The sequence below is a fragment of the Siccibacter colletis genome (assembly GCF_025914095.1).
GTDB lineage: Bacteria > Pseudomonadota > Gammaproteobacteria > Enterobacterales > Enterobacteriaceae > Siccibacter > Siccibacter colletis.
On sequence record NZ_CP074352.1, the window covers coordinates 301,989 to 315,413 of the forward strand.

Annotated in this window: 12 protein-coding genes; 10 read left to right on the top strand and 2 right to left on the bottom strand. The window is 58.1% G+C overall.

Annotated features, from left to right (window positions below):
• Nucleotides 1–43 precede the first annotated feature (43 nt).
• Nucleotides 44–2,182 (bottom strand): intracellular growth attenuator family protein, encoded by a 2,139-nt coding sequence (locus KFZ77_RS01415; protein ID WP_031521791.1) that lies wholly within the window; start codon nt 2,180–2,182, stop codon nt 44–46.
• A gap of 329 nt (nt 2,183–2,511) precedes the next feature.
• Here KFZ77_RS01415 and nudE point away from each other — a divergent pair, with 329 nt between their 5' ends.
• Nucleotides 2,512–3,072 carry an ADP compounds hydrolase NudE gene (gene nudE / locus KFZ77_RS01420; protein WP_031521790.1) on the top strand — a complete coding sequence of 187 codons (561 nt, stop codon included), beginning with the start codon at nt 2,512–2,514 and terminating at the stop codon, nt 3,070–3,072.
• Between the two features lie 46 nt (nt 3,073–3,118).
• Here nudE and mrcA read toward each other — a convergent pair whose 3' ends face one another.
• Nucleotides 3,119–5,671, bottom strand: coding sequence for a peptidoglycan glycosyltransferase/peptidoglycan DD-transpeptidase MrcA (gene mrcA / locus KFZ77_RS01425; RefSeq protein ID WP_264385259.1), 2,553 nt, complete (start codon nt 5,669–5,671; stop codon nt 3,119–3,121).
• A gap of 120 nt (nt 5,672–5,791) precedes the next feature.
• On the opposite strand from mrcA, the gene pilM reads away from it, so the two are divergent.
• The 9 genes from pilM to dam all read left to right on the top strand — a co-directional run bounded on the left by pilM (nt 5,792) and on the right by dam (nt 13,391).
• A complete protein-coding gene (gene pilM, locus KFZ77_RS01430; RefSeq protein WP_264385260.1) occupies nt 5,792–6,598 on the top strand; it encodes a type IV pilus biogenesis protein PilM in 807 nt (268 codons plus the stop codon).
• Nucleotides 6,599–6,669: 71 nt separating this feature from the next.
• Nucleotides 6,670–7,140, top strand: coding sequence for a PilN domain-containing protein (locus KFZ77_RS01435; RefSeq protein ID WP_264385261.1), 471 nt, complete (start codon nt 6,670–6,672; stop codon nt 7,138–7,140).
• Entirely contained in the window at nt 7,124–7,600 is a 477-nt protein-coding gene (locus tag KFZ77_RS01440) for a HofO family protein (protein ID WP_051640514.1), read from the top strand. The genes KFZ77_RS01435 and KFZ77_RS01440 overlap by 17 nt, the downstream gene beginning before the upstream one ends.
• Nucleotides 7,590–8,039, top strand: a complete 450-nt coding sequence (locus KFZ77_RS01445) for a DUF2531 family protein (protein ID WP_264385262.1) — start codon at nt 7,590–7,592, stop codon at nt 8,037–8,039. Before KFZ77_RS01440 ends, KFZ77_RS01445 begins: the two co-directional genes overlap by 11 nt.
• Nucleotides 7,948–9,129, top strand: coding sequence for a secretin N-terminal domain-containing protein (locus KFZ77_RS01450; protein ID WP_264386228.1), 1,182 nt, complete (start codon nt 7,948–7,950; stop codon nt 9,127–9,129). Before KFZ77_RS01445 ends, KFZ77_RS01450 begins: the two co-directional genes overlap by 92 nt.
• Before the next feature lie 306 nt (nt 9,130–9,435).
• Entirely contained in the window at nt 9,436–9,957 is a 522-nt protein-coding gene (aroK, locus tag KFZ77_RS01455) for a shikimate kinase AroK (RefSeq protein ID WP_024551072.1), read from the top strand.
• Between the two features lie 59 nt (nt 9,958–10,016).
• Nucleotides 10,017–11,105 carry a 3-dehydroquinate synthase gene (gene aroB, locus KFZ77_RS01460; RefSeq protein ID WP_264385263.1) on the top strand — a complete coding sequence of 363 codons (1,089 nt, stop codon included), beginning with the start codon at nt 10,017–10,019 and terminating at the stop codon, nt 11,103–11,105.
• Between the two features lie 179 nt (nt 11,106–11,284).
• Nucleotides 11,285–12,511 (top strand): cell division protein DamX, encoded by a 1,227-nt coding sequence (damX, locus tag KFZ77_RS01465; RefSeq protein WP_264385264.1) that lies wholly within the window; start codon nt 11,285–11,287, stop codon nt 12,509–12,511.
• Between the two features lie 64 nt (nt 12,512–12,575).
• Nucleotides 12,576–13,391 (top strand): adenine-specific DNA-methyltransferase, encoded by an 816-nt coding sequence (gene dam / locus KFZ77_RS01470; protein WP_264385265.1) that lies wholly within the window; start codon nt 12,576–12,578, stop codon nt 13,389–13,391.
• The last annotated feature ends 34 nt before the right edge of the window (nt 13,392–13,425 follow it).

A 13,425-nucleotide genomic window follows, 5' to 3' on the forward strand; every position in this document is an offset into this window, starting at 1 on the left:
AAAGTGCGCGACAGGTTACCATAAACCCGGCGCGCAAAAGCCATCAGAACATCGGGCGGGAGTCGGGGGTAGTGATAAGCCGCGGGTTGAGGCAGCTTTCGTAGTAGTGCTGAATTTCCGTCAGACGCGCCCGGTTACGCTGATAGCGGCGCAGCGCCAGCACGCCGTTAACGATAACGCAGAGGATCATTGCCAGCAGCAGCAGCGAGATGCCGGTATAGCGCCAGAGGCCGGCGCTATCCGGGATGCTGTGCAGATCGACGTGTACGGTGCCGTTAGCGTCGGTGCGCAACCCGGTGACAATACCTTCTGCGCGGAACGGTGTCTGAATAAGCATTTCAGCCAGGCGCTGGAACTCTTTCCACTGCTCCTGCGCCGGATGTTCATACAGCGGCACCGGCGGCCACGGCTGGTCGACCAAATCGCTGCCCTCATCGCTGATAATCATAAACCCGCCCGGAGCCGGACTGTTCAGCGCCTGGGCTGCGCGCATGGTTTCGCGCGACACGAACGGGGCGATAGAGGTTGCCACCAGGTTATCCAGCGATTCAGCGCTCACCTGACGCAGCAGTACGTTGGTGCCCTGCAACTGACCGGTGGTGGCGCGTTTGATAAGCGTATTCCAGTCTTTAGTGCCCGCCAGGTTAACCAGCGCGTTTTTCAACCGGACACATTCGTCTTCCGCAGAGCACAGATCCTGGGTTTTCTGCACGATATCGGAGAAATCATCCAGCAGGACCATGCCCGACTGCTGAATGGCAGAGCGCAGGCCTGGATTGACTTTCGCATCCTCGGCGCTTGGATGCAGCTGGCGGGTGATGGCGTCGCTGAGCGCTTCGGCTTTGGTCACGATGTCCGACTGAGGAACCGGCAGCGGCGGGGCGTCATTCCAGATGATTTTTGAACAGTCGAAGGGCATAAACGGGTAGTTCTGGCGCGCGGTATAGCCGCCCGGCATGCGGATGTCGCACATCCCGGTGCCGTTCACTTTTAAAGTATCACCTACGCGAATACCCGCCTGCTCAAGCTGATCGACGCTGGTGGCCTCTACCGTCTGCGCGCCTTTCAGCCATGAGACGGTGATTTTCAGTGGCATATCTAACGGCACCCACACGATAAGCATCAGCAGTACCACCAGCGCGCCGGCGGCGATCACCAGGCTTCGCAGCCAGTGCTGGAGCGGGAAGTTTTTTACCTCATCGTGCAGCGACAGGAAGCGGCCCTGGCGCACCACGTGGCGGTCCAGATAGATGTCGATGTCGGTTTCGTGGCCTAAATCCTGATGGATCCACGGCTGCCAGTGCGCCGGATAAATCAGATCGATAATGCCCAGCGAAATATTGTTGATCTGCTCCTGATTTGATTCACCGAACAGACCCCAGCGCTTCGGCGTGCCGCGCAGGCAGTGGATCTCGCGCAGCGCGGTTTGCGCAGGCGGGGCGTACAGCCCCCAGAGACCGGCAGCCAGCAGCATAATTGCGCCGCCGGCAAGCCAGGGCAGCACGATTTCAGGGCTGATCAGACAAAAGAAAAACAGCAGGAACGAGGCGCAGATCAGCAGCGCTTCGCGCATCCCATCCGGGCGGCTCAAGGCGTACTCTTCCTGGGTTTCCTGGCGAATGTTGAGTAACTCAATCTGCTCGCTCTCTTCGCCGCGAATAGAGGCCTGAGTGCCGGTAGCGTTTTCCAGCGCAAAGCCCTGAGATTCGTACAGCGGGTCCTGCAGCGTATGGCCGTTGAGTGCGATCACCAGCGGCAGCGTTTCGGTGCAGATCAGCTCAACTTCGTTATCATCGGTGATGAACTGTTCCCAGAAAGGCGGGAGATGAACCTCAAGCGAATCAAGGTAGTAACGCCATTTATTCGAGTCGTCGGTAGAGAGCCCGTAGCGCGTAATGGAACGGGTTAAGCCGTAAACGGTATTGCTGTGCGCGTTGAGTCGGAGGGTCACGGGAGCGGCGGGTGCGCCAGTCGGTGTCGGCGCCCGCAGAGTGCGAGCCAGCGTGTCGAGATAAGACTCTACTGCGCCGCGTTCTTCAGTCGTTAATCTGCGTGTGGATGCCCCAGCAAACACATGGAGATAAGGTATCTTGTTGCGCTGGCGCGCATTACGCCTGATAACCCATCCAGCAATCACCACACAGGCCAGCATAGCAGCTACTACAATAAACAAGGAGCTCATGCTTTCCCCATTAAACCCATCTTTTTTTCATTACGCGTGGTTGATAGCAACCCTTAAAACATTCAGCCAGTTGAATGATTATCGGCAGGTATCAAGCCTTTCTTGAGGACGTTTTGTCACGCATACCAGCGGTAAATCAATGTTAGCAAAGTCAGAACAGCGGAAATATCAGCAAATTCTTATTACATTTTCAACCTATTGACTTAGCCGAGTCAAAATGATTGCTTTTGTAAAGTTACAGGTATGTAAATAAGGGGCAATTAACATTGCCGAAAGCGTGCGGCATGTCGCACAATGACATCACTTTTATGACCTGCAGACCAGCCATGATGAGTAAACCCTTACAAAAACCCACTATCCTGCATGTCGAAACGGTTGCACGTTCGCGTCTGTTCAACGTGGAGTCCGTGGATCTGGCTTTCAGCAATGGCGAGCAACGTGTTTATGAACGTATGCGCCCGTCAAACCGTGAAGCCGTGATGATTGTGCCCATTATCGACGATCATTTGCTGCTGATCCGCGAGTATGCGGTCGGTATCGAAGCCTATGAGCTAGGTTTCCCGAAAGGGCTTATCGATCCAGGCGAAACCATTTACGACGCCGCCAACCGCGAACTGAAAGAGGAAGTGGGCTTTGGTGCGAACCAGCTGACGTTCCTGAAAAAGCTCACCATGGCCCCGTCTTACTTTTCCAGCAAGATGAATATCGTGCTGGCAGAAGATCTCTATCCTGAATCACTGGAAGGGGATGAGCCAGAGCCGCTGGTGCAGGAGCGCTGGCCGCTGGCGCATCTGATGGATCTGCTCGAAGACCCGGACTTCAGCGAAGCGCGCAACGTCAGCGCGCTGTTTCTTATCCGCGAATGGCTGCGCGCCGAGGGGCGGTTATAGCCTGCGGTCTGCACCAATAAAAACGCGCCTTTCGGCGCGTTTTTTGTCAGAACAGCTCCTGGGTTTCCCCGTTATCGATGATGGTGGTTCCCACCTCCCGCACCGCATGCTGCGTCGGTTGCGTTCCCTCGATAAAGTATTCTGACCGGCTGTTGCCACCGTTCGCCAGTTGCCCGGTACTGCGGTCAATGTTAACCGAGACAATACCCGCTGGCGGCGTCAGCGGCTGCTCAGGCACGCCGTCCAGCGCCACTTTCATGTACGCATCCCACGCCGGCTGCGCGCTCTTCGCCCCGCCTTCGTAACCCGAGATCTGATTCGGAATCGCACCAGACGCCGACGTGCGGCCCAGATCGCGGCGGTGATCGTCAAAACCAATCCACACCGAGGTCACGACGCCCGGACCATAGCCCGAGAACCAGGCGTCCTTCGAGCTGTTGGTGGTGCCGGTTTTCCCGCCGATATCATGACGATTAAGATCGCGCCCGGCACGCCAGCCGGTGCCCATCCAGCCCGGCTCACCAAAGATATTGGTATTCAGGGCGCTCTTAATCAGGAATGCCAGCGGGGTATTGATCACATGCGGCGCATACTGCGGAGCCGGACTCTGGGCAACCAGTTCGCTGTTAGCCTGCTCCAGCTGCGGCATCGGCACGGTTGCGTTCTGCTGCTCTTGGGAAATCGCCACGTCTTCGACGTCTTTATTTTCCAGCACGTCAGATTTCGGCGTATCGCCATAAATCACCGGAATGTTGCAGTCGGCGCAGGCGACTTTCGGCTGCGCTTCGAAGAGCGTCTGGCCTTCAACATTCTCGATTTTACTGATGTAGTACGGGTCAATCAGGAAGCCGCCATTCGCCATCACCGCGTAGCCGCGTGCCACCTGCAACGGCGTAAAGGAGGCAGAGCCCAGCGCCAGCGATTCGGTATGCACAATGTTCTGCGCCGGGAAGCCGAAGCGCTGCAGGTACTCTGCGGCGTAATCGACGCCCATTGCCCGCATGGCGCGCACCATTACCACGTTTTTGGACTGGCCCAGACCCTGACGCAGACGAATCGGCCCGGCGTATTCCGGCGGCGAGTTCTTCGGACGCCAGTCGGAACCCGCACCGGCATCCCAGCGGGAGATCGGCACGTCGTTGAGAATACTGGCCAGCGTCAGGCCTTTATCCATCGCCGCGGTGTAGAGGAAGGGCTTAATGTTCGATCCCACCTGACGCAGCGCCTGGGTAGCGCGGTTGAACTTGCTGTGGTTGAAGTCGAAACCGCCCACCAGCGCCATCACCGCCCCGTTTTGCGGGTTGATAGAGACCAGCGCTGAGTTCACTTCCGGCACCTGCGCCAGCCACCATTTGTCGTCGGCCTTGCGCACCCAAATCTGGTGCCCGGCCTGAACCACATCGGTAACCTTGCGCGGCGTTGGCCCCTGGGCGGTATCGGAGCGGTACGCGCGCGCCCAGCGCACGGTATCCATCTTCAGCGAGACCGACGAGCCATCAGCCAGCAGCGCGATTGCTTCTGACGGGGTGGCAGACGTCACCACTGCCGGAAACAGCGGGCCGTATCCCGGCACGGTTTTCAGCGTGTCGATAATCTTTTTGCTATCCCACGGGGTTTCGCCCACTTTCCACAGCCGATTGGTCGGACCGCGGTAGCCGTGACGCATATCGTAGTCGAGCACGTTCTGACGCAGCGCCGTTTGCGCGCCCAACTGCACCCGGCGGGTGATCGTGGTCGTCACGCGGTATCCGTCTTCGTACGCCTTGTCGCCATAGCGGCTGACCATATCCTGGCGCACCATCTCGGTGAGATAGGGCGCGGAGAAGGCAATTTCCGGGGCGTGATAGTTGGCATCAATCACTTCGTTGCGCGCTTCGTCATACTGCGCCTGGCTGATATAGCCTTCGCTCAGCATACGTGAAAGCACTACGTTGCGACGCGCCACTGCACGATCCATGGAGTAGAGCGGGTTGTAAGTCGATGGCGCTTTCGGCAGACCCGCAATGGTCGCCATTTCGCTCAGCGTCAGCTGATCGACCGCCTTGCCGAAATAAACCTGTGCGGCAGAGCCCACGCCATAGGAGCGATAGCCGAGATAGATCTTGTTCAGATACAGCTCAAGGATCTCGTCCTTGGTCATCATCTGCTCAATGCGAATCGCGAGAAACACCTCTTTGATTTTACGCATCAGGGTGCGTTCAGGGCTCAAAAAGAAGTTACGCGCCAGCTGCTGGGTGATGGTACTGGCACCCTGCGAAGCATGACCGGAAAACAGCGCCACGCTGGCGGCGCGGAAAATCCCCACCGGATCGACACCGTGGTGCTCGTAGAAGCGGCTGTCTTCGGTGGCGATAAACGCTTTCACCATGACTGGCGGAATTTCATCGAGGGTCAGCGGAATACGGCGCTTTTCACCGTACTGGGCGATCAGTTCGCCATCCGCACTGTAGATTTGCATCGGGATCTGCAGCCGCACGTCCTTCAACGTCGCGACGTCAGGCAGCTGCGGCTCAACATATTTGTACAGACCGAATATCGAGCCTGCTCCCAGCAGAATGCAACACACTGCAAGGATGAATAGATACTTTACGAACTTCACCGGAAATTTCCCATCTGGTTTCAACTGGGCAGTTTATAAACAAACGCGCGGTAGTATAAAGGCAAGCCAGGAGCATTGATATGTCAATTTTCATCCGTAGCGCCAGGGAGGTCGCCGATTATGACATACGAGCAATGGCAGATAGGTCTGGAAATTCAAGAAGATGGAATAAAGGCGCTGGCGCTGGTTTCTCGCGGCGGGCAGCTGCGGCTGCGGCGCTGGTGGCAGCTGGCGCTTCCGCCGGGGTGCATCAGTAACGGCAGCGTTGCCGCGCCGGATGCCCTGATTGCCACATTAACCACCTGGCGTAAAACCCTGCCCTGGCGGCGCCGGGTGCGGCTGGGTTTTCCGGCGCATCGCACGCTGATCCGACAGGTGCCTTTTCCCACCGCCCCGCTTAACGCGCCGGAGTGCGAACGGTATATCGCAGCGGCAACGGCCCGCCAGCTCGGGCTCGCACCGGAAGCCCTGATGCTGGATTACCATTCTGCGACGGATAAGCGGCATTTTATCGTGACGGCGGCGCAGCGCGAGGAAGTGGCGCGGCTAAGTGACTGCGTAGGCCGGGCGGGTTTGCGCCTGTCAGCGGTAGCCCCTGACGCCAACGCGCTCTGCACGCTGCTATCCCGGCTGGGGGCACCGCTCCGTGGCGTGGTGAGCTGGCAGGCAGGCAAATGGATTATGGCCTGTGATAATCACTGGGGATGGGTCGATGCCGTTACCGTCACCGCTTTTGAGCAGGCCTGCGCATTGCTCGGCACACCAGCGGATGAAACGGCCTGGTGCGAATTGCCACCGGACATTACCGCTCCGGCGGCGCAGCATTTCAACCCCTGGAGCATGTTTGGCGCGCCGTCTTCGTTGCCGCCTCGCCCGTTGAGCTGGCTGACCACTATCGCCCTCGCCGCCGGAGAGGTGCAGCCATGACGCATCTTGTTAATTTACTGCCCCGTCGCGCGGCCCGGCGCAAAGCACAACTACGCGTGTGGAGTGTCGTGTTGATCGGTTCGCAACTGATTGCTCCAGCCGTTGCGCTTAGCCTGCGGGTGAACAGTGAAAACGAGGCTTTGCGGCACTGGCAGCACAGCGAAACGGCGCTGAAACCGTTGCTGGATGAGCGCCTGAGGACCGTCAGCGCTCTGGCTGCGGAAGTAAAAAGCAAAGAGGCTGCGATACAACGACAGGCCGCGCGTCTGGCAGAAAATCAGCGCTGGAAAACGCGGCTCGACCAGCTTGCCTCAACGATACCGGACAGCGTCTGGCTTACGCAGCTGCAGTTCAGTACGGGAGCTATCACGGCGATCGGGAATGCGCTAAATGCCGATGGGCTGAGCGCGTTTTCCTCCCGCTTGTGGCCAGCGCCTGGTTTTCATCAGCCGCGGGTCGGGGCTGTCAGCCGCAATGCGCAAGGGCATGCGGTATTCACCCTGCGCTGGCCTACGGAGGTGAACGATGCATCCGTTCATTGAAACGTGGCTCAGCCTGCGGGCAGCCCCGCGCATTGCCAGCGGTTGTCTGGTGATTGGCGTTATCAGTGTGGCGAATGCCGGGCTTTGCCTTAGCCTGGCAGCAAACAGCGAGCCGGCTGGCCTTTCCCGACCTGAAGAAAACGCCCGTCTGAAAATGCGCCTGCAGCGCTTACCCTCCCGCCACGACCTGGAAGTAAGGCTAACCAGGATAATGAACAGTGTGCCGCCGGCATCTTTTCAGGCATTGAGCTTTTGTCAGCGTCTGGGGGTGAGCTTTGTCAGCTGGCAGCCAGGCGAGCAGAGCGGCGGCGAACTGGTTGCCGATGCTGCGTGGCAGGCCATCCCCGGGTTGTTCGGTCAACTCAGTCAGTATGCGCTGGGCGTGAGCCATTTTTCGCTGGCTCAGGCGGAGGGAAATCTGCGGCTGACGCTGGGCCTGGAGCGAATCGATGCGTACTGAATATCTGCTGGCACCGCTCCTGCTGCTGTTGTCGTCAACATGGGCGCGCGATCCCTTTGCCGCGCCGGACGTGCACTGTCGCGCAGGCGCGGCGGCACAGTGGGTTTACAAAGGGCGTCTGAAGGATCCGCACGGCCTGATGGCCCTTTTACAGGGGGCCGATGGCACGTGGCGGCGCGTGCGAGCAGGTGACGCGCTGGCTGAAGGGCTGCGTATTACCGGGGTAACGCATCACGAGGTCGCGGCAACGGCGCAGCAGCGCTGTCTGCCCGGCACACTACACTGGATGTTTCAGGAGAAAAAACATGAAGGGAATCCTCTTATTACTGTCGCTACTGTGGCTGCCGCTGAGCGCGCAAAGTCGCCAGGAAAATCACGTCTCGCTGACGGTAGACGACGTGCCGGCGGTGCAGGTACTGCAGGCGCTGGCCGCAAGTGAGCAACGTAATCTGGTGATCGCGCCCGGCGTCACGGGCAACATTTCGCTGCAGCTGACTGACGTGCCCTGGAGCCAGGCGTTTCGCACGGTGATTGACAGCGCCGGTCTCTATTCGCGCCGTGATGGTGAAGTGCTGCGGGTTTACCCCGGCGGCTGGCTGGCGGAGCAGGCCGCGAAGCGCGAGGCCACGCAGCAGCAGTCACCGCTGGTGAATGCCACCCTGCCATTGAAATATGCCGAGGCGTCGGAGCTGGTGACCAGCCTGACATCGGGCCTGAAACTGCTCAGCCCGCAGGGATCGCTGGTTGCAGATAAGCGCACCAACAGCCTGCTGGTGCGCGATACCCGGGCAGCGATCGAGCGGCTTAGCAAGGTGGTTGACGAGATGGACACGCCACTCGGGCAGGTGGAGCTACTTGCCCATATCGTCACCATGAACCAGCAAAGCCTGAGAGAGCTGGGCGTGAAGTGGGGAAACGGGGAGGTCGATGCCGGCCATCTTTCTGTGGCTGCGGATGTCAGTGTTGCTGACGCCAGCAGCCGGCTTGGTTTTAGTATCGGACGCGTCGATGGGCGCACGCTGGCAGTGGAGCTTTCGGCGCTGGAGCAGCGCCAGCAGGTAGATATTATTGCCAGCCCGCGCTTGCTTGCTTCGCATCAGCAGCCGGCCAGCATCAAACAGGGGAGTGAAATTCCCTATCAGGTGTCGAGCGGCGAAAGTGGCGCGACCTCAATCGAATTCAAAGAAGCGGTGCTGGGCATGGAGGTCACACCGGTTATCCAGACGGAGGGGCGAATTCGTCTGAAATTGCGTCTCAGCCAGAATATGCCGGGACAGGTACTCAAGCAGGCGGAAGGAGAGGTGCTTGCTATTGATAAACAAGAAATTGAAACCATCGTTGAGGTAAAAAACGGTGAAACCATCGCCCTGGGCGGCATCTTTCAACAAAAGCATAAAAACGGTAGCGATCGTGTTCCGCTGCTGGGTCAAATTCCCTTGCTGGGAGGGCTGTTTCGGCACGACGGGAAAGATAACGAAAGGCGTGAATTAGTCGTTTTTATTACGCCGCGGTTACTTGCCATAAAATGACTTTCGCTGGTGAAACCCCTGTTTTTTGTCATAAACCTGGCTCCGAAGTTTGACGCGCGGAAGGAATTATCATACAAGGAGTACCGATTTGAGCGTCTGTTCGAGCGGCACTTCCGTGAAAAGCCTTTTCTTTCCTGCGCGTCAGGCGCGGTAATTTATTCGGTTGCCAAACCCGCTTGAGTACTGAGATAATTTTCAGTCTGACTCTCGCACTATCGCTTATGAGGTTTCAGTTCATGTCCTGCTGCGCCGGGTATATGCAAAGCGGGTTTATCATCAACGAATTGTCTTAGTAGTACCAAAAAAATGGCAGAGAAACGCAATATCTTTCTGGTTGGGCCTATGGGTGCCGGCAAAAGCACTATTGGGCGTCAGTTAGCTCAACAACTGAATATGGAATTTTACGATTCTGATCAAGAGATTGAGAAACGAACCGGAGCTGATGTGGGCTGGGTCTTCGATGTAGAAGGCGAAGAAGGTTTCCGCGATCGCGAAGAAAAAGTGATCAATGAGCTGACGGAAAAGCAGGGTATTGTTCTGGCTACCGGCGGCGGTTCAGTTAAATCGCGCGAAACCCGTAACCGACTCTCCGCCCGTGGCGTTGTGGTCTATCTCGAAACCACTATCGAGAAGCAGCTGGCGCGTACGCAACGTGATAAAAAACGTCCGCTGCTGCAGGTAGAGACGCCGCCGCGTGAAGTGCTTGAAGCACTGGCGAACGAGCGTAACCCACTGTATGAAGAAATAGCGGACGTCACCGTTCGTACTGATGACCAGAGCGCTAAAGTGGTCGCAAACCAGATTATTCATATGCTGGAAAACAACTGATTCTGGCTTACTCACACACTCGCCTGCGGGTATAAGTAAAAGAAGGTGGGCTTCGCGTCATGGAGAGGATTACCGTCACTCTCGGGGAACGTAGTTACCCAATCACCATCGCCGCCGGATTGTTCAACGATCCGGCTTCTTTCTGGCCGTTGAAAGCAGGTGATCAGACGATGCTGGTCACCAATGAAACACTGGCGCCGGTGTATCTGGCGAAAGTGCGTCAGGTGCTTGAAGCGGCGGGTGTGAAAGTGGATCAGGTCATTCTTCCAGACGGAGAGCAGTTTAAAAGCCTCTCCGTTCTGGATACCGTTTTTACCGCGCTGCTGGAAAAACCGCATGCCCGTGACACCACGCTTATTGCATTAGGCGGCGGGGTTATCGGCGATCTCACCGGTTTCGCTGCGGCGAGCTACCAGCGCGGCGTTCGTTTCATTCAGGTTCCTACCACGCTGCTTTCGCAGGTGGACTCCTCCGTCGGCGGTAAAACGGCCGTCAACCATCCCCTCGGTAAAAACATGATCGGTGCGTTTTATCAGCCCGCGTCCGTGGTGGTGGATCTGGAGTGCCTGAAAACCCTTCCCGCACGTGAACTGGCCTCCGGCCTTGCCGAAGTGATTAAGTACGGCATCATACTTGATGGCGCGTTCTTTAGCTGGCTTGAAGAAAACCTGGATGCGCTGCTGGCCTTAGACGGCGCGGCGATGGCGTACTGCATTCGCCGCTGCTGTGAAATTAAAGCGGAAGTGGTGGCTGCCGACGAGCGCGAATCCGGTCTGCGCGCGCTGCTGAACCTCGGGCATACTTTCGGGCATGCAATCGAAGCGCATATGGGCTACGGTAACTGGCTGCATGGCGAAGCGGTTGCTGCGGGTATGGTGATGGCCGCGCGCACTGCACAGCGTCTCGGTCAGTTCGACGAGCAGGACATTACCCGTATCACCACGCTGCTGACGCGTGCAGGGCTGCCAGTTGTTGGGCCACAAAGCATGGCGCCCGATACCTATCTGCCGCATATGATGCGCGATAAAAAAGTGCTGGGCGGTGAGCTGCGTCTGGTGCTGCCGCTGGGCATCGGGAAAAGCGAAGTGCGCGGCGGTGTACCGCATGATGTCGTGTTAAGCGCGATTGCTGATTGTCAGCCTGCGTAATCCGGAACATGCTGTGGCGACGCGCGGGTTAACGTTTCACGTAAATTCAGCGCGTTCTGCCACGTTAAGCGTTAACGGGTCATATTATTAGAAGGTCTGGTCGCCGTCGTTGGGCGATTTTTAACTTTGGGTGATGCGCAGCGTCGCGAGACCGGCAGAGCCTTTGAGTGGGGTGTTAAATGGATGAGTTCAAACCAGAAGACGAGCTGAAACCCGATCCCAGCGATCGTCCTGCCCGTGGCCGTAAATCTGCAGGCGATAACGAGCCGCAAATCAATTTCGACGATCTGGACGTCGATGGCGACGATCGCCGTCCGTCCCGGTCGCGTCGCGCGCGTGATGAACGCGCTGCCGATGAATATGACCTCGATCAGACGCCGGATGACGAGGCGGTAACGCGTCCTCGTCGTCGTAAAAGCAAAGCTGCACCGGCTAAAGGCCCTGTTTCGCGCCAGCATCTGATGATGGGCCTGGGCATTCTGGTACTGCTGCTGCTCATTTTCGGCATTGGTTCCGCCCTCAATACCCCATCTACCGATAAGGCGACGGCTGATAATCAGCCGGTTGAACGTAGTATCGATCTCTCCGGTGGCACCGGCGAGACGGCGGCGAACCAGGCCAACGGCGCACAGCCGCAGCCGGGCACGACGTCCGCAGAGAATCCGGCTGCGCCGCAGGATATCTCGGTGCCACCCGTGGCCGCTACCCCAACCGAAGGCCAGGCACCCGCTACCCCGGATAATCAGCGTCGCGTTGAAGTTCCTGGCGATTTGAACACCGCGCTTACCCAGCAGCAGGGTCAGATCGATAACGTCGCTTCAGGTTCCACGCTGCCTACCGAACCCGCCACCGTCGCGCCCATTCACGGTAGCGAACCGGCGCGTCAGGCTGCGCGTACCGAGCAACCGAGCGGCACTAAAGCTGCACCGGTTCGTGAGCGCCAGCGCGCGGTGATCGAACCTGCGCCGCGTAAGACCGAGACCGCGCAGAACAAGCCGCAGGCACCGGCGAAAGCCAGCGAGCCTAAACCAGCTGCGACGAAACCTGCCGCCGCCAAACCGGCAACACCGGCGGCCAGCACCGCGCCGAAAGCCGCTGCCGCTACAGGCACTGCCACTGGCAACGTCGGCGCGCTGAAATCGGCGCCGGGCAACCATTACACCCTGCAGCTGAGCAGCTCGTCGAACCTGAATAACCTCAACGCGTGGGCGAAGAAAGAAAATCTCAGCAACGTCGTGGTGTATAAAACTACCCGTAACGGTCAGCCGTGGTACGTGCTGGTCAGCGGCGTGTACGCCAGTAAAGATGAAGCGCGTCGCGCGGTCACCACGCTGCCGGCGGACGTACAGGCGAAAAACCCGTGGGCAAAACCCATTCACCAGGTTCAGGCCGATTTGAAACAATGAGTAAAGCGCACAATGCTGTCGGAGCCTCTCTCCACAGCGGGAGCAGGTAAACCAGTCGGACAGCATGAAAAAAAATCGCGCTTTTCTTAAATGGGCAGGGGGGAAATACCCCCTGCTCGATGAAATAAAACTTCATCTCCCTGAGGGAGACTGCCTTGTCGAACCTTTCGTGGGCGCCGGGTCGGTGTTTCTTAATACCGGTTACCAGCGCTACATCCTCGCGGATATCAACAGCGATCTGATCGACCTCTATAACACGGTAAAACACCGTACCGACGAGTATGTAAGCGAAGCGCGCAAGCTCTTTACGCCTGAAGCCAACGCGTCGGAAACCTACTACCAGCTGCGCACCGAGTTTAATCAGAGCCGTGATGCGTTTCGTCGCGGGCTGCTGTTCTTATATCTCAATCGGCATGGCTACAATGGCCTGTGCCGTTACAATCTGCGCGGCGAGTTCAATGTGCCGTTTGGCCGCTACAAGCGCCCGTATTTCCCGGAAGCGGAGCTGTATCATTTCGCCGAGCGCGCGCAGAACGCCGAGTTCTTTTGCGAGTCCTATGAGGCGAGCATGGGGCGCGCGCAGCAGGGCAACGTGGTCTATTGCGACCCGCCCTACGCCCCTCTTTCACTGACGGCTAACTTCACGGCGTACCACACCAATAGCTTCGATCTGGTCCAGCAGCAGCATCTGGCGACGCTGGCGGAAGGGCTGAAGCGCAATCGCGTGCCGGTGCTGATTTCAAATCACGATACCCTGTTAACGCGCGAGTGGTATCAGGGCGCGGATTCGCTGAAGGTCGTCAAAGTTCGACGCAGCATCAGCAGCAACGGCGGTACGCGTAAAAAGGTGGACGAACTGCTGGCGCTGTATAAAGGCTGATCGCGGTGCGCCGCCACACAGATGCATAATTGAT